Below are 21,773 nucleotides of genomic sequence, written 5' to 3' on the forward strand. Positions count from 1 at the left end.
TAACTGTTTTTTATTGAACTGATTACCAAAAACCTCTCCGGGTAAATCCGGCGGGGTTTTTGCTTTTGTAGCCAATAGCCTTTTTTGATAAAAAACATGTAGTACATTGTAAGTTCATTCCAAAAAACAAACACGTTCTGTAAATCCTAACCCACTTTACATTGAAAGATTTTTCTTTACCAGCCATTCCTCAGCGCGTTTCTTCCGTTGATGCGTACCGCGGCTTTGTAATGCTGCTCATGATGGGCGAAGTTTTAAGTTTTAATAAAGTTTCAGAGGCTCTCCCGGGAAGTGCTTTTTGGGCTTTTCTTCACTATCAGCAAAGCCATGTTTCCTGGGTAGGATGTTCATTACACGACTTGATTCAACCATCCTTTTCGTTTCTGGTTGGCGTAGCACTTCCCTATTCCATGGCCAGTAGAGCCAGCAGGCAGCAGACAACAGGTATGATGTGGTTTCATACTTTCAGGCGGTCACTGATTTTGATTTTGCTGGGTATTTTTTTACGCTCCATGCATCGGGAACAGACCAATTTTACATTCGAAGATACATTAACACAAATCGGTCTGGGTTATCCATTTTTATTCGCTTTGGGCTTCCGTTCCGAACGCGTACAATGGACAGCTTTGGCGTTTCTGCTTTTGGGATACGGAATATTTTTCGCAGTTTATCCCTTACCTGGTCCATACTTCGATTGGGCTGAAACAGGCACAACAGCCGATTGGGAACATAATTTACAAGGGTTCGCGGCTCACTGGAATAAGAACACAAACGCCGCCTGGGCATTTGACAGGTGGTTTATGAATCTTTTTCCAAGAGAAAGTCCTTTTCATTTTAATGGCGGCGGATATAGCACGCTTAGTTTTATACCAACCTTGGGAACAATGACTTTGGGGTTAATTGCCGGAAAATGGCTAAAAACTGCGGAATCTTCCTCCTGGCTTGTAAAACGTTTTGTGATTACCGCAGCAATACTTTTTGTGATTGGGATTACTTTGAATCTTACGGGAATCAATCCAATCGTAAAACGTATCTGGACGCCTGCATGGACATTGTTTAGCGGAGGATGGTGTTTTATTCTGTTAGCCGGTTTTTATTTTATTGTCGATGTAAAAGAAAACAAGTCCTGGTTTTTGCCCTTGATCGTGATCGGTACAAACTCCATCGCAGCCTATATTTTCGCCCATACCATTAATGATTTTATCGACCAGTCTTTCCGGATCAATATCAGCCAGAATTATGATTTGATATTTGGAGAGGCTTACCGCACGCTTGTGAGTGGCGGTATTATTTTGCTTGTGGAATTCTGGATTTTATACTGGATGTACAAAAAGAAACTATTTATCAAGATCTAATTTTACTCAACACCGTTTTCAGTAATCCGCCGGTCGTATAAATCGAACCGGCGGATTTTAAATTTTAAACCCAACGGTTAAATAAGCAGTTCTCCCGTCACTTGGAATAATACCTGGTCCGGGAAATCCTAAGGCTCTGCGTGTAAAGTATTTTTCGTTCAGAACATTATTCACGCTCAGACTGAAATTGACATTTTTCAATTGATAATTCGCTGTCCAGTCGACAAGTTTATAAGCCGGAATTTCTCCGACCAAACCATCCGCTGTATGTGAGGAATTGTATGCATCCGTAAATTGCTGGCTGGTATAGGCCATTTGGAGTGTTGTTCCAAAGCGGTTTTTCCGGAAAGTAATACCTGCTCTTGTGATCAATTTGGGTGCAAATTCAACCTGACGACCCACAATAAGCGTATTCAATAATGGATTAATGGCTTTTGTGTAAGCTGCGTCAGTATAGGCAACGCTGGCAAAAAACGACAAATCTCCGGTAGATTCCGGTTTACCAAGCAATCTGAAAAAATTAATTTCTCCAAAAGCTTCCACACCACGGCTTCTGGAACGGCCCACATTGGTACGATAACGGATTACTTCCAAACCATCATCGCTGGCAATTCTGATAATTCCGATCCGGTTGTTATAATCAAGATAATAAGCACTTAAATCAAAATTAAGCCAGTTTTTATATTGACCTCTGAACCCAAGATCCGCGTTAAATCCGGTCACATCTTTCAGATTTGGATCAACCTGAAAATTAGGTGTACGAACCTGAATATCAGAATAGTTAACCGGACTATAATTTTGTGAAATATTGAAATAGATTTCTGATTTCGTCGTGATCGCGTGATTAACACCAATACCGAACAAAGGAAACGAACGGTTTTTCTTTTCCCTGCCTTGCACTATTTCATTGGTAACATCAGAAACGCTGTATCCTCTTGAATTCGTATTGATATATTCCATCCGGAAACCTGGCGTAACACTCCATTTTTCGTTCAGCCAAATTACGTTTTCAACAAAAAAGGCGGCATTGTGAGAGGGAAAAGTATAATCAAATTCATCAACCTTATCTGGATTCGGGAAATTGAAATTAGCATCTTTTCCTTCAAAACCCGATCCTTGTTTTTTCTGTGTATTTCCCTGAAAATAACGCGCTCCGGCCAGAAATGAGGAAACTTTTCCAGCTATTTTGTAACGATGTAAAAACCGGAATTCCGAACCCCAGTTGTTGTAATGATCGTAAGAAAGTTGACGGCGAGCTGTTGTATCTGTTTTGTCACGTAATGGATTTATGATATTTCCGATGGAGCCGCGTTGGGCAACCAAACCATAAGTTCTCAGATTAATTTTTGTTTTTTCGCCAAGCTGATAATCCAGATGCACGGCGGGAATATTCCATTTAGCCTTAAACCAGTTTCCGTTTCTATAACTGGTTCTTGGATTTTCTTCAAATTCAGCGTCTGTTAACCCTCCCGGCTGTTGCATCAGATAATCCATCATGGTTATTTCTCCGCCAATTTTCAGCTTTGGCGTAAGATCCCAACTCACTGCCGCATAACCTGTGTTCAAATTGAAATTGGTATTATCCCGCCAGCCGTTGCCTTGTTTATGTTGATAAAACCCGTAATAATTTAATTTTCCAACCTGACCGCCGATAGCGTTGAAAGAATTGAAAAGTCCATAGGTACCCACCGTTTGCCGGGTATCCAGTTCAAACTTTTTATCAGGATTTCCCTTTTTAAACTGAAAATTCAGCAATCCACCAAACTGGGTTCCATACTGCAAAGATGCAGCGCCCCGTACAATCTCAATCCGGCTAATTGCTTCCGTTGGCGGCGTGTAGTAACTTTCAGGGTAACCAATGGGGTCAGCAGAAATATCATAGCCGTTTTGACGAGAATTAAATTCAGTTGTCCGGTTCGGGTTCAAACCACGTGTGGCAACGCCAAGCTGAATACCATAAGAATCGTTTTCGACAATATTTACACCGGGAACTTTGGCATATATCTGGCGTGCATTGTTAGTCGCCAAATTGGCATTAACACCATCCAGAACGATCACTTCATTTTTTTTGCCGGCATAAATTGCCATATTTTCGACATCCGCAAGTCGTCTCAAACCATTGACATCATTTTTTTTATCTTTTACATCAACCGCATTAAGCTGGCGGATTAAGGATTTCAATATAAAATTCAGTGTCAGTTCTTTCGAAACTTTTGCAGTTTCCGTTTGAGATTCAAAGCCGACAGCTGATACCTCAAAAGAATATTTTCCGGGTTTGACTGACAAAGTATAAAAACCTGAGGAATCTGCTACCACACCTGTTTTCAAACTTTTAATTTGTATCTGCGCATTAGGTATGGCTGTTCCTTCTGAGCCGGAAACCTTTCCTGAAACCGTAATACGCTGAGCTGAAAGTGTAAAATCCACAGCAGAAATGACGGTAATAATTAACAAAACGAATAATTTTCTTAACACTTTTCTATTGATAAAATATAAAATCAATTTGAATGAATTTGTGATTATGGCTTCCAGTCTGTGATCCATTTTTTTGGCTCAAAGCTATCCCGCTCTTTGATTAAATCGACGTCAGGATTGATCAGTAAATTACTTCCATGGCCATTTACTGATGCATAACATATCGCTCTAATTTCTGTATCTCCAACACCCGAATCCAGATAGTATTGATGAAGCATATGTGCAAACTGCAAAATCATATCAGGCTGAAAACTGCATTGCCGGGCCTGGATTCTGGTTAAATATTTGTTTGGTCTGACTGTAAATTGTTTGCCCGTTTCCTTGACTTTAACCTCATATTCCAGTGAAGCATTTTTTTCCATCAGCATAATATTCCAGGAAAACCGGAATCCCTGTTCATGCCAAAGCACATTTCCACCATACAACCGGCTGCGAAACGGCATAAAAAGTTGAAAGAGAAAAAACAGCAACAAGAAAGCAAAGGTTAATGAATACCTTTTGTTTGAAGAAGGAATTACAGCCGAAAGTCGTCTCCATCTTCCAAATAAAAAATGCAAAATCTTCCGATGTGTTTTGGATGGGAAGAAAATGAGTGCCGTAAAAATCATCATCCATGGGAACATACCAATGTAAAACAAAAAATGCGTCAGTAAATGAAAGATCACGATGACGGCATACATATAAATTCTTGTCCTCTTGAAACTAAGAAAAAATGGTGCACTCAGATCAAAAAACATAGCAAACCAGCTAAGTAAAAAGGCAACCCAGGTTTCGATCAATAAAGAGCCAATGAGAGGAAAATTCTGATTGGCAGATAACCAGATCCGCAACGGTTGTGCCTCAAAAAGCCAGTCGTAGCGAAGTTTGGCGATACCACCAAAAAAGTAAACAATCCCAACCTGAACACGCAAAACCCAGATCATCCAGTAAGGAATTTTGTCTAAACGACTGGATCTGAAAAAATAGTTGTCAAGCGAAAAAGAACCGTTCATTGGCAAAAAACACATAAGCAGTGCCAACAAACTTACCTGATAATAATGGTTCAGATAAACACTTTTATCAAGCAGTTCAACATATGTAAAACCGAGAAAAAAGGTAATGATCGAAACCCTGTAAAACAGCCCAAAAGTGATTAACAGCGAAAGCAGAACAAGTGCATAAAAGACCCAATGCATGTAAGGATCCGGCAGCGGACGCACCCATTCAAATCCATAAAAAGGGAAGAAAAACTGCGGCGTAATATAAAAGTCCGTAATCCATCCCTTCCAGATAAACCTGACTTCCGAAACAAAAAGCAATAGCCCAAAAACAATCCGAAAGAAAGCGAGCGACTCACTCCCAGCAAATTCCTTCGCCTTTCGAATTAGTTTGTTAACAGAAATCATTAACCCTTAATAATTAACCCTTAACCATTAATTAGTCCCCGTCATTATCACTGAAAGTCAGCAACACGCCCAGATTGTTGATCATATCCACCTCCATCATTACCTGCAACCTTTTCACCTCGTCATACAAAGCACTTACAGCAGCTTGCTGTGTCGTTACCGCACTGCTTAAAGGAACCGTGATCAGATCCAGTTTCCCTTTTACTACTGCAAACTGATCTTTTATTTTTTTGCTTAACAACACACTTCCCGACATAGCATTTGCTTTATCCAGAATATCGTCAATTCCAGATCCATCACTGCCGCTCAAACTTTTTCCGGTAAAAGCATTTTCCAGTGACTGCAATTCCGCTTTCATTAAAGTTAAAGAAGCGTTGCTGAATTTTGCATCCACAAGATCCGGCTGCGGTGTTCCGTTTGTTCTTTTTCCAAGCGGTGCGCCAATGCGTTCATCTTTGATCGTATAAATCAGGTCGATCATTTTGTTAGAAAGAATACCAAGAGAAGAATTAATATCACTTCCGTCCGCAGCAATAAATGTTTTCACATAATTTCCGCCGTCTGATTTCCATTTCGTGACAACATTTGCTGCCTGATTTTGCAAATTAACAGTAAGGGCTTTCAAGTAAGCAGCTCTTTGCGCACCGTTAACGCCGGTATAACCTCCTATCACGGCAGCATTTCCCGTTGTGCTGAAAAGCAAATATTCGATGGCCGGAATTCCTTTCAAAGTTGCACCAAGACTTTCGATATAAGCATTATCAATCGTCGCAGTCGTTTGTGTTATCGCTTTCTCAATTCCTGTATAATTTGTCGTAGTAAAATAAATCCCTGAGGACAGGAAATCATCTTCAATGGGTCCCTGGGTAAATAATGAGGCTGTTTTCCAGGAAGCCGCGGTTGCAGTCCATGCCGTTTGAAGTGCTGTTAACTTGGCCTCACTTTTTGTGTCGGCAGCATAATCACTTGCAGCTTTTGCCAGGCTTTGAGAACTGGTCGAAAAGGCTTCAAAGGAAGGCACAATTACATTTTTTCCCAGATTGGTAAGCATCGCTACACGATCCGAAGAAGTCGAAGGATCGGGACTATCCTTGGATGAACAGGCTACAATAATGGCAGCTACGGACAGGAAATAAAATATTTTCTTAAACATATCTTTGGGTCTTACTATAAAGAATCAATAAATTTCAACACAGCTTCACGGTCGGATTTTGAGAATTTCATAAAAGCCTGCTTCGACTTTTCTGCCTCTCCTCCATGCCATAAAATCGCCTCCTCTTCGTTTCTGGCACGTCCGTCATGCAGGAAATTGGTATGCTTGTTAACCGTTTGCACCAGCCCAATTCCCCAAAGCGGAGCCGTACGCCATTCCGTTCCTGTTGCTTCAAAATCCGGACGACTATCAGCCAGACCGTCTCCCATATCATGCAATAGCAAATCAGTATATGGCCGGATCGTTTGTGCGGAAAGATAACTTGGAGAATCAGATTTCCCCGTGGTCATTTTTGGAATATGACAACCTGAACAATTTGCTTTGATAAAAAGCGCTTTCCCGCTTATAACCTGTTGGTCCGTCAAACTTCTTCTGCCCGGAACGGCCAGCGCTTTGATATAAAAAACAACATCCTGAAATATATTATCCTCAACTTCGGGCGAACCGCCGTTGGCTAAATTACCATATTTTACTTTTTGAGCTGTTGTCAAACCTTCAGTGATGAATAAGGTAGATGTTACTCCCAAATCCCCGTTAAAAGCAGAAGCAGTTTGTTGTTCTACCGTTGACTGATTTGCTTTCCAGCCAAAACGCCCCATTACTTTTTTCCGCGTTTTATAATCCCAGACATAATTAGGTCGACCGGAAATGCCGTCGCCATTTGAATCATCTGGATCTGCAAAAGATTGAATGGTTGCTTCGGTAACCGCTTCCAGATGTCCAACACCAGACATTTGTGTTGAAATTCTTGGCGAAATTAAAGTACCGGACATCGGTCCGTATTTCAGATTTGAAAAAATATAGGTTGGTTTTCTAAGAGAATAAGAAGTTCCGTCAGGATAAGTACCAGGCATTTCCTGATAAGTTACGGAAACATCGCCTTCAGCCTCAACGCCGATAATTGCTCTGGGATTGAACTGTTCACCATAATTCGGATCAAAAAGCGGTTCACCATGTTCACCTTTTCCAGGAATAGACAAACGGAAAAGTAAAGATTGCGTAATTGTTTGATCTGCATTTAAAGGTGTTCCTTTACCATCCTGAAAATGACAGGCAGAACAGGACGTGGCGTTAAAAAATGGTCCAAGCCCGTCTCTTGCAGATGTTGAGGACGGAGCCGTAACCCAATTATTTCTATTGAATGAATTTCCGATTACAAACTGATCTACTTCGTCCGAGTTAAGGTTGATCAGGGAATTCCCAAAAGCATTGGCGGTCTGGTCAAAAACAGTCCCTTCCTTACCACCCGAGTAAGCTTCATCCACGTCTGTCTCGACTTCGGATTCAACTTTGGGAGAACTGCACTGACTGAAAATGGTAATACTGAATATCCAAAATGAATGGACAATCAAGTTTCTGAGTATTGCACTCACTTTAATGACAATTATTCATGGTGGTGAAATTGAAGAATTGAATCTTCAATTATTTGTTGGAAAGTTTGACGGATAGGAATTTGGCTTTACCAACTGACTTCTATCCGTCAAAACTCTACCTCTTGTTAATTACTTTCAGGAATAGTTAAATTAATCCCAATTGCCTGTGCAGCAACAGATAACTGATCTGCCTGTGTACGCAATGCTGTAATAGCGGCTTTAAATGAATCAGGACTTTTGGTTACCGATTGATCAACAGGTGCAGGGATTGCGTTGATTGCAGCAACAGAAGCATCAAGTTTGGCGATCATTGTTGTGTTAACAGATGCATTTTTTGCCAATACAAGATCGTTTAATCCTGGGCCGTCAAGCACGGTTCCGTCTGTTCTGGTATATTTCCCCAGATAGACGTTGTAAATACCAGCTTCATCATAAATGTAATCGTTTTTCGTATTGTCAGAAAAGCAGGAATGTTCATCTTCCTGATCTTTCGAGGCAAGCAAAACCGTCATACGTTCTCCGGAAAGTTCGCCTTTGGTCAGTTTTCCCATTCCATTAAAAATATTCATCAGCGACTGATCCACATTTGCAGCGGCTGTAAAATCCTTGCGATATGCGCCGGTAGTTTCCCACTGTGCTTTTACCGATTCAAGATCTTTTACCAATAAATCAGTTACAATTTTAAGATATTGACCTCTTCTTGCCTGGTTGGTACCTGTTCCACCGGTTACGTAATCAGTGTATGGACGTTTTCCAGGACTATCTGCGTAGAGATCCTGTCCCCATAGTAAAAATTCGATGGCGTGGTAACCTACCTTAACATCGGTTTCTCCATTCTTCTCATTATCTCCCAAAAGAACGGCTTCCGTAATGGAAGGATAACCTTTTAGATCGTTGATAACACCACCATAGATAATAGTACCCAGGCTGTCAGTATAATCAATATAGGCTTCATCCAATGGCCATGCATTAATTAAACCTTCATAATTATCAGCGGCGGCATCAATTGGTCCGTCGTAAAAACGGAATGCTTCGGTTTGCAAGTAGGGAATACGACTTTTCAACCAGGCAGTTTTGCAATCTTCCAATCCTTTTGCAGTTGGCGCTGCAAGAAATGCATTTACCTGGGTTTGTAACGCTTTTGCAGTGGTAATGGCATCCGTATAATTCGCAAGAACAAGGCTTGCATAATTTTCAACAACCTGCTGACGTAACGGATCAACGCCATCAACTGCATCGTCATCCGACGAACTACATCCTGACATTAATCCTAAAAGTATTACCGGAATAATAAACCTCTTCATATGTTTTTGTCTTTCGTGATATTATGGCTTCGGCTGCAAAGGTAAGTATTAAAGTTATTTAGATTAGTTATAATTAAAAATTAATAGGATTTTAATCAGGCGCTTAACTATGATTGTCGTCATAATTGCATCCGGAAAATCGAACTTTGTTACCTTTGGGAGAATATTAACTTTTACCTAAATGCTGCAACTGAAAGGAATTCATCATATTGCGATTATCGCTTCTGACTACGAAAAGTCAAAAAGCTTTTACACCGATGTTTTAGGTTTTACTATTGACCGTGAAGTTAACCGTGTGGAAAGACAATCTTTCAAACTTGATTTATCTTTAAATGGTCAATATTTAATCGAATTATTTTCATTCCCCGATCCACCTAAACGACCATCCAGACCGGAAGCGACTGGCTTGCGGCATCTGGCATTTCAGGTTGAAAATATTGAAGAAGCCATTGAAGAACTTGTAAAAAAAGATGTCCATCCGGAACCCATTCGTATTGATGAGTTCACGGGCAAAAAATTCACCTTTTTTGCTGATCCCGACGATCTGCCGATAGAACTCTACGAAGTTTAGTATTGCTGTTTAGATTAAGAAAAGCCCTGAATGTAATTGATTTTACATTCGGGGCTTTTGGTTTTTGGGACAACTGTGACCTCTAACAGCTATCAGCGTCTATTATCCAGAAAAACAAACACACTTTAACATTTAAATACTATACACACATGAAAAAGTACGCAGCAGAATTTATCGGGACATTTTGGTTGGTTTTAGGCGGTTGCGGAAGTGCGGCGCTGGCGGCGGCATTTCCACATGTCGGAATTGGATTGCTTGGTGTTTCCTTTGCTTTTGGATTAACGGTATTGACCATTGCTTATTCCCTTGGGCACATTTCCGGTGCACATCTTAATCCGGCAGTTTCTGTAGGCCTCTGGATCGGCGGCAGATTTTCCAGCAGAGATTTATTGCCGTACATCGTCGCGCAAATCCTTGGCGGACTTGCAGCTGCGGCGGTATTGTCTTTCATCATAACCGGAAATGGAAGTGCGATCGGAGATTTTGCGGCAAACGGTTACGGCGAACATTCTCCCGGCAAATACAGCATGGTGGCAGCCCTGGTAACGGAGATCGTTATGACATTTATGTTCCTGATTATTATTCTTGGAGCAACGGATAAAAAAGCTTCGGGCGGATTTGCAGGTCTTGCTATTGGTTTGGCTTTAACATTGATTCACCTGATCAGTATTCCGGTTACCAATACTTCGGTGAATCCGGCAAGAAGTATCAGTCAGGCAATATTTGTAGGCGGATGGGCAACAGAACAACTTTGGTTATTTATTGTAGCACCGGTGGTTGGTGCAGCATTGGCAGGAATTGTGTACAAATTCCTTTCGAGCGAAGATTAATCAGGCTGCAACGGGACGTTTCAGTTCCTTTATTATCACAATTTCCTGCTTGGACAGGATTTCATAAAATTCAGAGATCCTGTCCAGGTGCTCATCAACAACCCTTCTGGTTTCCAAATCTCTGTCCAGATACTTATAAAGTGATCTGTACGATTGCAAAATTTTCCCTTCTGTTTTCTTCAGATATCCGGCTACTTCTTCCTTATCTTCCAGATTGTGCAGGGCCGAGACGGTGTTTAAATTTACTTCTTCATTGTTGACAAGATCTTTGTCGGTTAAGAAACATTTGAAGTAGTCATAAATCCAATGGATTTCCTTCTGGAACAGCAAAGCGCTAAAATGTCCTTGCGTAAGCATTCTCCTCAGGGGACCCATACTGTCTTTTTTCAAAGCTTCAAGATAAAGGACCTCTCTGATTTTTTGTTCGTTCCATAAAGAGCTTATTTTCAGAACGAACTCGTGTAATTTGGAATCTTCCATAGCAGTTGCTGAAACAGGTGAAGGTATTTCAAAACACGCACAAATTCTATGCCCAACGGTTACAAAATGATCAGAAAAATCAATATTATTCTTTAAACCATATAGATTAAATTTATTTTCATAAAAGAGAGAAATTACGAGTAATTTCAGGTCTCTTCCAGTTCTTAAATTGTAGCAGATTTACACTGTTTTTGAGCCCGGAAAATGGGGAATTCCACAGCCTAAAAGTGGTGTTCACATGAGTATTATTTTTATACTCGTTTGAAAGGATATAACTTTGGGCAAATACAATATTTAGAACTTATAAAAGTTAGATTAAAATTTATGTGGAGATGAGCAATCTCCTGTTTACGAATTGTGTACACGTATGTTTAAATACCCGATAATAATTTCTCTGCTTTCCGCGGTAATATTTAATTCCTGTAAGACCTCAGCTCCTAAAACCCAAGTAGTTTCTGAAACCCCTGCGCTCATACAAATTGGAAATGAAAAATTCAGTGCGAATGACTTTTTAGATTCTTATAACAAAAATAAATTTGCCTCAGACTCTGTAAAGGAACTCTCGACGGAAGAATATTTACCGCTTTACAGAGATCAGAAAATTAAATTGCTGGCCGCACAAAGCGAAGGACTGGATACCACGAATGATTATAAAGAAGAAATTAATTCCTACTACGATCAACTAGCCAAAAACTTTTTGGTTGATAAAGCACTGGTTGAAAAACTTTCAACTGAGGCCTATGCCAGAATGAAACAGGAAGTGAAAGCTTCTCATATTCTGATCGCGGTGCCGGAAGATGCTTCCGCAAAGGATACACTGGATGCATACAACGCAGCCATAGCATTACGCGGAAGACTGGAAGAAGGTTCTGATTTTGGAGATATGGCAGCAAAATTTTCCAAGGATCCATCAGCTGTTCATAACAAAGGCGATCTTGGTTATTTTACTGTTTTCCAAACTGTTTATCCATTTGAAACAGTTGCCTATACTTTGCCCGTTGGAAAAACATCTCAACCCGTACGCAGTAAAACCGGTTACCATATCATCAAAGTGAATGATCGCAGGGCCAGTCGTGGTACGGTGAGAATTGCCCACATTATGGTGAAGGTTGATAAAAAAGCAACCGAAGCGCAAAAGGCAACAGCGAAAACTAAAATTGACGAGGCTTACAAAAAACTTCAAAACGGCCAGGAATGGGATGCCATAGCAGAAGCTTATTCCGACGACAAACAATCCAGCAAAAATCATGGTTTGCTACCACCGTTTGGTATCGGCCAGATGGTTCCGGAAGTTGAAGAAACATCATTTGCACTGACCAGACTGAATTCTTATGCTGCACCCGTTCTTTCATCTTACGGCTGGCACATTATCAAACTGATTGAAAAGAAAAATCTGGAACCATACAGCGTTTTGGCTCCAACTTTGAGACAAAAAGTGGTAACGGATTCCCGTGGAAAAATTCTGGATCAGGCAACGGCAAAACGTCTTCGTGCCAAATATGCCATTCAGGAATTTGCTGATAAATATGCACTGTTTAATCCGCTAATCGACAGTACGCTGATTTTAGGTTCATGGGACTATATGAAAGCTGTTTCATCAGATTGGGCTTCCAACGTAATATTTACAATTGAAAAAAGACCATACGACGCGCTGTCTTTCCTAAATTATGTTAAAAATCAGCAGAAGCCCCGTCCGAAAGGCTCGTCACCGGAAGTAATTTTCAGACATTTTTACAATGATTATCTGACGGATCGTCTTCTCGCTTATGAAAAGGAGCATCTCGAAGAATCACTCCCGGAATTTAAAAGCCAGATCACAGAAATCCGACAAGGTGTTTTGCTGGATCAGTTGATGGAAGAAAATGTGTTACAGCGTTCTCTTACCGATTCTGCCGGACAGCAGGCCTATTATCAAAAAAATATGGATCATTTCCGTTATCCTGAACGTGCTTTTGGAACAATTGTAACAGCCCCGGATACTGCGACACTTCATGCAGTAAAAAAATCAATTTCAAAAAGTCCTTATTTACTGGAAAGAAAAGCAAACGAACTGATTTTCAAGGAAGGTTCAAGTGATCTTACTCAGGATCAGATTGATAAATTATATGATGTATATATCATCCTGCAAAAAAATCCGGATTATGTTGTTGAAATAGCTGGTTACCGTTCTTCGACGGAAGCTGAAACGATTTCTTCCGACAGAATCAGAAAGGCAGTTCAATATTTAAGTTCAAAAAATATATCCATTGTAAGAATTCTTGAAAAAGATTACGGATCTTTTCGTCAATCTGCCGAAATTGAGCGTAATAGAAGACTAAGTTTCCAGTTTTATAGTCAGTCCAAAAAAGATGTGGAGAAAGTCTATAATTCTGTAACACCGGATGCCGTTATAATCCAGGAAGGATATTTCCAGAAAAATAATGCTTTACTTAGTCAGGCAAAATGGGAAACCGGCGAACAAACCGTGACTGCCAATGGATTAACTTACTGGATTGAAATTCAGAAAATTGAACCGGCAAGAGTAAAAACATTTGGCGAAGCACGAGGAAGTGTGATCAATGAATATCAAAAAATACTGGAAAAACAGTGGCTTGAAAAGCTTCAACAAAAATTTCCGGTGAAAGTGAATCAACAAGAATTAGAAAAAATTAAGCGTTAAACGTAAATTAGCATTTTGAAAACCGGTTGACTATCTTTTTATTACAAAACCGGAATAAATAAGCCCTACTATTTCAATTCAGGAACACTTAAAATTATATGAAAATAAATAGATTGATAGTAATGCAATGTTTTGCAATCTGCACATTGTGTTTAAGTCTGGTTGGTTACGGACAAGGACAGCAGGGTGTTATGATTGACAAGATTATTGCCCGTGTGGATAACCATTATATCCTCAATTCCGAGCTGGAAGAAATGTATAACAGCTATGCACAGAATGGTCAGAAAGCTCCTGAAAAATGCCAGATCCTTGAATCTCTGATTATCAACAAAATGCTTTTGGCAAAAGCTGAAATTGACTCCGTAACTGTTGAAGATAAGGACGTTGATAATGAGCTTGACGGAAAAATGAACTATATGATCCAGCGTTTCGGATCAGAAAAAAACCTGGTTGAGGCTTACGGAAAAAGTGTTGAAAACTTGAAAACCGAACTTCGTACACAGGTAAAAGAGCAGAAAGTAGTTGAAAAAATGCAGCGTACCATTTCGGGGAACGTTAAAATCACACCGAGTGATGTACGTAAATTCTTCAATTCAATTCCAAAAGACAGTTTACCTTATATCCCTTCGGAAGTTGAGATCGGGCATATTGTTCGTCTGGGAACTGTTACGAGAGAACAAAAAGATAAATTAAAAAACCAGCTTCTTGAACTGAGAGCGCGAGCAGAAAAAGGTGAAGATTTCGCCATGCTTGCGACCATTTATTCTGAGGATGTTGGATCTGCAAAAAATGGCGGAGATTTGGGTTTTGCAAAACGCGGAGCGATGGTTCCTGAATTTGAGGGTACAGCATTAGCATTGAAACCGGGAGAAATGTCAGACATCGTGGAATCGCAATTTGGTTTTCACTTAATAAAACTGATTGAAACCCGCGGTGCGGAATATCACGCACGTCACATTCTGTTGAGACCAGATTATAACAAAGGAACAGACATGAGCAGTGCACTTCGTGTGCTTGACAGTTTGCGTATTCTGATTAAATCGGATACTTTGAAATTCGCAAAAGCAGCGCTTAACAATTCAGAAGATAAAGAAACTGCTGAAACGGGAGGAATTATTCAGGATAGAAATACACAGCTTGGACGTTTGACACTTGATGCTTCAATGGACCCTGCGCTTTATTTTGCAATTGATACGATGAAAGTTGGAGATTTGAGCGTTCCGGTTTCTTACCGTACAGAAGACGGAAGAAGTGCGATGCGTATTCTTTGGTATAAAAGCAGATCTGAACCGCATACCGCCAATCTTCGTGATGATTACGAGAAAATTTCCCAGATTGTATTGAGCAATAAAAGAAATCATGCGCTGGAAGAATGGTTCAAAAAAGCACAGGGTGATGTTTTCATCAGTGTTGAACCGGAATATAAAAATTGTAAAATTCTCGGGTTGTCCAATGGCAGCGATACCTGAGTTTGAAAGCATGCCGATTGAAGAAATTTAAGATTCCCCAAAATTGAAAATTGACTCACTGTGAATTATAAATCTGACGTTGAAGCAGCCGAGGCTATGAAAGTGGCCTATGAAAAAATCCGTAGTGAAATAGGACAAGTGATCGTCGGACAGGATGAAGTTATTAAAAGATTGCTTACAGCCATTTTTTGTCAGGGACATTGTTTGTTAGTCGGCGTACCCGGATTGGCCAAAACACTGCTTATTCAAACCATTGCTTCGTCGCTGGATTTAAAATTCAACCGGATTCAGTTCACACCCGATTTAATGCCCTCAGATATCCTGGGATCAGAAACTTTGGATCAGAATCGTAATTTCAAATTTATTCAGGGGCCGATATTTTCAAATATTATTCTTGCGGATGAAATTAACCGTACGCCTCCAAAAACGCAGTCGGCACTTTTGGAAGCGATGCAGGAATATTCAGTAACGATAGCCGGACAAAGACATGCTTTATCCCGTCCGTTTTTCGTACTCGCAACGCAAAACCCGATTGAGCAGGAAGGAACTTATCCACTTCCGGAAGCGCAATTAGACCGGTTTATGTTTATGATTCAGCTGGATTATCCATCTTATGCCGAGGAAGTAAGCATTGTAAAAAGTACGACCAACGATTCAAAATATCAGGTTAAGGAAGTAATTACAGCAGAGGAAATTATGGATTTCCAGCATCTTGTTCGCCGTGTTCCGGTTACGGATCATGTGATTGAATATGCTGTAAAACTGGTTCATAAAACCAGACCATCTTCTGCTCTGGCAATAAAAGACACAAGTGATTATTTGGAATGGGGCGCTGGTCCGCGTGCTTCTCAGGCATTGATTCTGGCATCAAAATGTAATGCTTTGCTTTCAGGAAAATATTCTCCTGATGTTGAAGATGTAAAGGCGGTTGCACTTCCGGTTCTGCGTCATAGGATTATCCGAAACTTTAAAGCAGAGGCTGAGGGAATATCGGTCGACGACATCATTGCTCGTCTTCTTTAATCAGAAAAGGAATTTAATTTATACAAAATTGCGTTGATCTGTAAAGGATATCAACGCAATTTTTTGCTTTTAAAGGTATCTGTATATTAAATTCTTCAACACAAAACCATAATTCCAACCATGACAATTCAAGGAGAAAATTATATAGGTTATTCACTTTCGTCCCAAAACGAGCGCACTTTTAAATCCTACGTTCCTGCTCAAAATATAGAATTACCTGAGAAATTTCACGCTGCTACACCTGACGAAGTAGCGCAAGCCATGGAACTTGCTCAAAATGCATTTGGACCATATTCACAAATTCCCGCTTCTCAAAGAGCTGATTTTTTAATTGCAATCACCGAAGAAATCCTGGCCATCGGCGACGAATTACTGGAAAGAGCAAATCTTGAAACAGGTTTGCCTATTGCCCGTTTACAAGGTGAAAGAGCCCGTACGATTAATCAGCTTACACAATTTGCTGATCTGATCCGGGAAGGTTCGTGGGTTGAAGCGAGTATTGACACAGCCATTCCTGACCGCACGACGGTTCCAAAATCAGATCTGCGTAAAATGCTTATTCCTATCGGGCCAGTGATTGTTTTTGGTTCGAGTAATTTTCCATTTGCCTATTCTGTTGCAGGTGTTGATACAGGTCCGGCTTTGGCAGCGGGAAATCCGGTTGTAGTTAAGGCACACGCCGCACATCCCGGTGTTAGTGATCTTACGGCTCAGGCAATCGTGAAAGCGGCGAAAAGAACCGGAATGCCGGACGGCGTTTTCTCCATGTTGTATGATGATGGTTTTGAAGTTGGCGCGGCCTTGGTTAAACATCCGGCCAGTAAGGCTGTTGGTTTTACCGGTTCGATTAAAGGTGGAATGGCGCTGCACAAACTGGCGCAGGAGCGTGAAGAACCAATATCTGTTTATGCTGAAATGGGAAGTGTTAATCCGGTTGTTATTTTGCCGGAATATCTTGAAAAAAATTCACCGCAGCTGGCCAAAACAATGGCTGCATCTGTAACACTCGGCGCCGGTCAGTTTTGTACAAATCCCGGATTGGTATTTGTCATTGAAACCGGTTCGCTGAATTTATTTGAAGAAGCATACAAAAACGAAATCCTAAAAACAGTATCAACTACGATGCTGACTGCCGGTATCCGTTCCAATTTTTATAAGTTAAGGGATGAACTGGTAGAACAGGAAGGTGTAACGCAACTGGCATATTCTGACCTTACCGAAGAGCAGGAAAACCAGTCGCAGGCCTCTGTGGCAAAAGTGAGCGGAAAGGATTTTATTGCTAATCCTAAAATCCACGAAGAAGTATTCGGACCATTTTCATTGCTTGTTATCTGTAAGGATAAAGCCGAATTACTGTCAGCAATTTCACGTTTGAAAGGCCAGCTAACTGCGTCCTTAATGGCTGATGCTAGTGAAGCTGCTAAGTATCCGGAATTGCTGCAAAGTCTTTCCAGAATTTGCGGACGATTTATTATGAATGGAGTTCCGACCGGTGTCGAGGTTTGTCCATCCATGCATCATGGCGGACCGTTTCCTTCGGCCATTGATGCGCGGTTTACTTCTGTTGGCCGTCATTCGATTCTTCGGTTTGTTCGTCCGCAGTCATTTCAGGATTGGGATGATTCCTTACTTCCGGTTGAATTGAAAAACGCGAATCCGCTGGGAATTTTCAGGCTGGTGAATAACGAAACTACCAAACGGGAGATATAAATCTTAACTTTAAACGCTTCCGAAGAAAAGCTTTGGAAGCGTTTAGCAGTGTTCTTAAACAATAAAGTCATGATCGCCGTCAAAACCAAAACTTTTCATATCCTTAATGGAGATGCATTACTGGATAATTTTCCAGCGGAATTGCTAACCGGCGAAATCATTATCGCCCGGGAATGTCTGGTGGACGGACCGGTTGATGGCGCAACACCAGAACAGTTTTGGGAAACCCGCGCAGGTTTTATTCAGGAAACTTATGGTGAAGAAAAGGAAGTTTATTTTGAAGAAGTTGTTACCGAGTTTGAAAAAATAAAAGCGATTCCTGCCAATTCAGAAGTTAATTTTTGGTTTGAAGACGATCTTTTTTGTCAGGCGAATTTATGGTTTTGCGCCTCATTGTTGCTGCCCGTCGCACATGTGATTAAAGCTTTTATTATCAAACCGCCGTTAATTGACCAGGAACCGGATTGGCGCGGATTCGGTCCTATGGATCGACATGCACTTGCAGAAGCTTATCTGCAAAAAAAGGAGCTTTCACTTTCTGATTTAAGTCTGCTGGCGAATCTTTGGGATGCTTATAAAAATGATAATCGTGAAAAGCTGGTAGAACTGGCACTGATCCAATCAGAAAATTTCACGTTTCTGTCCCCGGTTATACAGGCTCAGCTCGACCGGAAATATAATCGGCCAGAAAATGTTTTGAAAGAAATTATGAAGGAAAAAGAAACAACAGATTTTAAAACAATTTTCCGGGAATTTGGTAAAAGAGAAGGAATTTATGGGTTTGGGGATTCGCAGGTTGAAAAACTTTTGGAAAAGATAAAATGAAATCCGGCTTATTCAGGATACCCGACTTCAACTAAAAATAAACCTTCCGCAGGTGCTTGTGCTCCGGCCTTGCTCCTATCCTGCGCCTGGATAATTTTTTCAAAATCACCAATACTTTTTTTCCCGGTACCCACTTCGAGCAATGTGCCAACAAGTGCCCGAACCATACCCCGCAGAAAACGATTTGATTTTACACTGAATATCAGAATTCCGCCTTTCTCAAACCATTCAGCCTCGGTGATTTCACAAAGAAAATTGTTTACCTGCGTATGCAGCTTGCTGAAACTTTCAAAATTCTTGTATTTGAATAATAGAAGAGCCGCTTCGTTCATCAATTGAATATTGAGTTGTTTGTGAAAAATATGCGATTCGTTGAACAAAAAAGGATTTTTTCGCTTTACAATCCGGTACTCATAACGCCGGTAAATGGCATCAAAACGGGAATGTGCAGTATCCTCAACAACGAAAACCCGATGAACCGCAATGTCAAAAGGCAATAAACTATTAAGCCGGTAAGTTAGTACATCACAATCTTTAACCGGCTGTATGGTATCGAAATGTGCATATTGTTGCTCCGCATGCACACCAGTATCGGTACGGCTGCTGCCAACGCTTTCAATCGTTTCTCTCAGAATGAGCGTAAGTGCTTCATCCAGTTTTTGCTGCACAGAAATTGCATTGTTTTGCTTCTGCCAACCACTGTAATTTGTCCCTTTATAGCTGAATTCGATAAAATAGCGCATGCCGCAAAAGTAAGAGAAAGTAGTGAGTTTATCTTTTTGAGATTGAAACTTAGATATGAATAAGGTGAGAAATGAGGCACCGATTTGTACTTTTTTATGTTGATGAAGATTCAGAATATTCTAAAAATCACTTTGTCAATATAAATTTGACAACAGAAAGCTGAATTAAATACAGATTTCATTCAAAGAACACAAATTATTTCGAGGTTGACGTGAAGAACATTAACTTTGACAATTGAAATATATTTCCAGTACTGTATGATTACGGAAGAAAAAAAAGAAGAGAAGAGCCTGAATTTTATTGAAGAGATCATTGAGGCAGACCTGCAAGCAGGTAAGTACAAGGAAATTATAACCCGTTTCCCTCCTGAGCCGAACGGATATCTTCATATCGGGCATGCTTCAAGTATTTGTCTGAATTTTGGATTGACAAAAAAATTTCCGGGTTATACAAACCTGCGATTTGATGATACAAATCCGACAACGGAAGACACGGAATACGTTGAAAGTATTAAAAATGATATTCGCTGGATGGGTTTTGAATGGCAGAACGAACTTTACGCTTCTGACTATTTCGATACTTTGTACGATTATGCAGTAAAGCTGATCAATCTGGGTCTGGCTTATGTTGACGATTCTACTTCCGAAGAAATTGCGACTTTAAAAGGAACACCAACGGAACCAGGAAAAAACAGTCCGTTCCGTGACCGCACGATTGAAGAAAATCTGACTCTTTTTGAACAGATGAAAAACGGTGATTTTCCGGATGGAAGTCATACGCTTCGTGCGAAAATTGATATGGCGCATCAAAATATGCTGATGCGTGATCCGATTTTATACCGTATCAAACATGCGCATCACCACCGTACAGGCAACAAATGGTGCATTTATCCAATGTATGATTTTGCCCACGGACAAAGTGATTCTATCGAAAATATCACGCACTCATTGTGTACGATGGAATTTATTCCGCACCGTGAGTTGTACGACTGGCTGATTGAAAAGCTGGAAATATTTCCATCTCATCAATATGAATTTGCGCGTCGTAACCTGAATTACACGGTAACAAGCAAAAGAAAATTATTGCAGCTTGTTCAGGAAGGACACGTAAATGGCTGGGACGATCCACGCATGCCAACCATCAGCGGTTTGCGCAGAAGAGGTTATACACCGGCAAGTATCCGTGAATTTTGCGATCGTATCGGTGTGGCACGTCGTGAAAATATGATTGATGTAGGTTTGCTGGAATTTTGTGTGCGTGAAGATTTGAACAAAACGTCTTTGCGCAGAATGGTGGTTCTTGATCCTTTGAAACTGGTGATTACCAACTTCCCTGAAGATCTTTCTGAAACCTGTATTACTGAAAACAATCCGGAAGATATCGCAACCGGTATGCGTGAGATTCTTTTCACAAAAGAAATTTTCATCGAGCGTGAAGATTTTATGGAAGTTCCCTCTAAAAAATATTTCAGACTGGCACCAGGTAAAATGGTCCGTTTAAAAGGAGCATATATCATCCAGGCTGATTCTGTTGTGAAAGACGAAAATGGCGAAGTTACCGAAGTTCATTGTACCTATGTTGAAAACAGCAAAAGCGGACAGGATACTACTGGAATCAATGTAAAGGGAACATTGCACTGGGTTTCCGCCAAACATGGGGTGCCGGTTGAAGTTCGTTTGTATGACCGTTTGTTTTCTGTTGAAAATGTAGCTTCGGAGGAAGGTGATTTCAAACAATACATGAATCCGGATTCATTAAATATTATTACCGGATATGCTGAGCCTTCTTTAACAGAAGCAAAACCTGGCGAATCATTCCAGTTTTTAAGAAAAGGTTATTTCGCTGCTGATCCGGATGGAACGGCTGAGAAGCCTGTTTTTAATCGTACGGTCACGCTTCGTGATAACTGGGCGAAGGCTGGGGAAAAATAGGTAGCTATTGGCCATTGGCCTTCTGCTAGTAATGCAGGCTTAGTAAGCATACCGAAACGCAGTTAAATTAAAATATTTATAATTGTGCTTTTCAATCCCGAAGGGATGTTATTATTATAGAAATTGAGAAACAAAATATTCTCCAAAACCCCGAAGGGATGAAATATCACCCCTTCGGGGTTTTGGAAATTCTAAATTTCACCTCCTATAATAATATCAGTCCTTTGGACTTAAAGTATTTTCTTGTTTCTACCTGGATTGGTTAGAGATTTGGAAAAATTTATATACCCACTTCTTTTGAAGACGTCGTTACTTAAAAAGGTAGACGACGTTTTTATTTATGATAATTAAATCGCTGCACAAAAATCTCCAAATTATATTTCCCTAACCTCCATTAAATTTCAATTAAACACTCCATATAATTAG

Annotated in this window: 16 protein-coding genes; 9 read left to right on the forward strand and 7 right to left on the reverse strand. The window is 40.4% G+C overall.

Annotated features, from left to right (window positions below; genetic code table 11):
- Positions 1–161: 161 nt before the first annotated feature.
- The gene (locus tag IEE83_RS22280) at positions 162–1,355 is read left to right on the forward strand and encodes an acyltransferase family protein (protein ID WP_228101933.1); all 1,194 of its coding nucleotides are present in this window, start codon (positions 162–164) and stop codon (positions 1,353–1,355) included.
- Positions 1,356–1,412: 57 nt separating this feature from the next.
- Here IEE83_RS22280 and IEE83_RS22285 read toward each other — a convergent pair whose 3' ends face one another.
- The 5 genes from IEE83_RS22285 to IEE83_RS22305 all read right to left on the reverse strand — a co-directional run bounded on the left by IEE83_RS22285 (position 1,413) and on the right by IEE83_RS22305 (position 9,105).
- Positions 1,413–3,899 carry a TonB-dependent receptor gene (locus IEE83_RS22285; RefSeq protein WP_194122694.1) on the reverse strand — a complete coding sequence of 829 codons (2,487 nt, stop codon included), beginning with the start codon at positions 3,897–3,899 and terminating at the stop codon, positions 1,413–1,415.
- Positions 3,875–5,215: an HTTM domain-containing protein gene (locus IEE83_RS22290; protein ID WP_194122695.1), complete on the reverse strand. Its 1,341-nt coding sequence runs from the start codon at positions 5,213–5,215 to the stop codon at positions 3,875–3,877. The genes IEE83_RS22285 and IEE83_RS22290 overlap by 25 nt, the downstream gene beginning before the upstream one ends.
- 31 nt (positions 5,216–5,246) lie before the next feature.
- Positions 5,247–6,368: an imelysin family protein gene (locus IEE83_RS22295; RefSeq protein WP_194122696.1), complete on the reverse strand. Its 1,122-nt coding sequence runs from the start codon at positions 6,366–6,368 to the stop codon at positions 5,247–5,249.
- 14 nt (positions 6,369–6,382) lie between these two features.
- Positions 6,383–7,801 (reverse strand): di-heme oxidoreductase family protein, encoded by a 1,419-nt coding sequence (locus IEE83_RS22300; protein ID WP_310588546.1) that lies wholly within the window; start codon positions 7,799–7,801, stop codon positions 6,383–6,385.
- Positions 7,802–7,926: 125 nt separating this feature from the next.
- Entirely contained in the window at positions 7,927–9,105 is a 1,179-nt protein-coding gene (locus IEE83_RS22305) for an imelysin family protein (RefSeq protein ID WP_194122697.1), read from the reverse strand.
- A 181-nt stretch (positions 9,106–9,286) separates the two neighbouring features.
- Here IEE83_RS22305 and gloA2 point away from each other — a divergent pair, with 181 nt between their 5' ends.
- Complete coding sequence (gene gloA2, locus IEE83_RS22310; protein WP_194122698.1) at positions 9,287–9,676, forward strand: SMU1112c/YaeR family gloxylase I-like metalloprotein; 390 nt, start codon at positions 9,287–9,289, stop codon at positions 9,674–9,676.
- 149 nt (positions 9,677–9,825) lie between these two features.
- Positions 9,826–10,506, forward strand: a complete 681-nt coding sequence (aqpZ, locus tag IEE83_RS22315) for an aquaporin Z (RefSeq protein WP_194122699.1) — start codon at positions 9,826–9,828, stop codon at positions 10,504–10,506.
- Here the strand turns inward: aqpZ and IEE83_RS22320 are convergent, their stop codons facing one another.
- Complete coding sequence (locus IEE83_RS22320) at positions 10,507–10,986, reverse strand: hypothetical protein (RefSeq protein WP_194122700.1); 480 nt, start codon at positions 10,984–10,986, stop codon at positions 10,507–10,509.
- Positions 10,987–11,353: 367 nt separating this feature from the next.
- Here IEE83_RS22320 and IEE83_RS22325 point away from each other — a divergent pair, with 367 nt between their 5' ends.
- From IEE83_RS22325 to IEE83_RS22345, 5 genes are all read left to right on the forward strand, one after another.
- Positions 11,354–13,645 (forward strand): peptidylprolyl isomerase, encoded by a 2,292-nt coding sequence (locus IEE83_RS22325; protein WP_194122701.1) that lies wholly within the window; start codon positions 11,354–11,356, stop codon positions 13,643–13,645.
- A 104-nt stretch (positions 13,646–13,749) separates the two neighbouring features.
- Positions 13,750–15,114, forward strand: coding sequence for a peptidylprolyl isomerase (locus tag IEE83_RS22330; RefSeq protein ID WP_379992187.1), 1,365 nt, complete (start codon positions 13,750–13,752; stop codon positions 15,112–15,114).
- Between the two features lie 60 nt (positions 15,115–15,174).
- Complete coding sequence (locus IEE83_RS22335; protein WP_194122703.1) at positions 15,175–16,137, forward strand: AAA family ATPase; 963 nt, start codon at positions 15,175–15,177, stop codon at positions 16,135–16,137.
- 120 nt (positions 16,138–16,257) lie between these two features.
- A complete protein-coding gene (locus IEE83_RS22340; RefSeq protein ID WP_194122704.1) occupies positions 16,258–17,847 on the forward strand; it encodes an aldehyde dehydrogenase (NADP(+)) in 1,590 nt (529 codons plus the stop codon).
- 69 nt (positions 17,848–17,916) lie between these two features.
- The gene (locus IEE83_RS22345) at positions 17,917–18,672 is read left to right on the forward strand and encodes a DUF1835 domain-containing protein (RefSeq protein WP_194122705.1); all 756 of its coding nucleotides are present in this window, start codon (positions 17,917–17,919) and stop codon (positions 18,670–18,672) included.
- 8 nt (positions 18,673–18,680) lie between these two features.
- Here IEE83_RS22345 and truA read toward each other — a convergent pair whose 3' ends face one another.
- Positions 18,681–19,415 (reverse strand): tRNA pseudouridine(38-40) synthase TruA, encoded by a 735-nt coding sequence (gene truA / locus IEE83_RS22350; protein ID WP_194122706.1) that lies wholly within the window; start codon positions 19,413–19,415, stop codon positions 18,681–18,683.
- Between the two features lie 258 nt (positions 19,416–19,673).
- Between truA and IEE83_RS22355 the strand changes: the two genes are divergently transcribed.
- The gene (locus tag IEE83_RS22355) at positions 19,674–21,347 is read left to right on the forward strand and encodes a glutamine--tRNA ligase/YqeY domain fusion protein (protein ID WP_194122707.1); all 1,674 of its coding nucleotides are present in this window, start codon (positions 19,674–19,676) and stop codon (positions 21,345–21,347) included.
- Positions 21,348–21,773: the final 426 nt, after the last annotated feature.

The sequence above is a fragment of the Dyadobacter subterraneus genome, assembly GCF_015221875.1.
GTDB lineage: Bacteria > Bacteroidota > Bacteroidia > Cytophagales > Spirosomataceae > Dyadobacter > Dyadobacter subterraneus.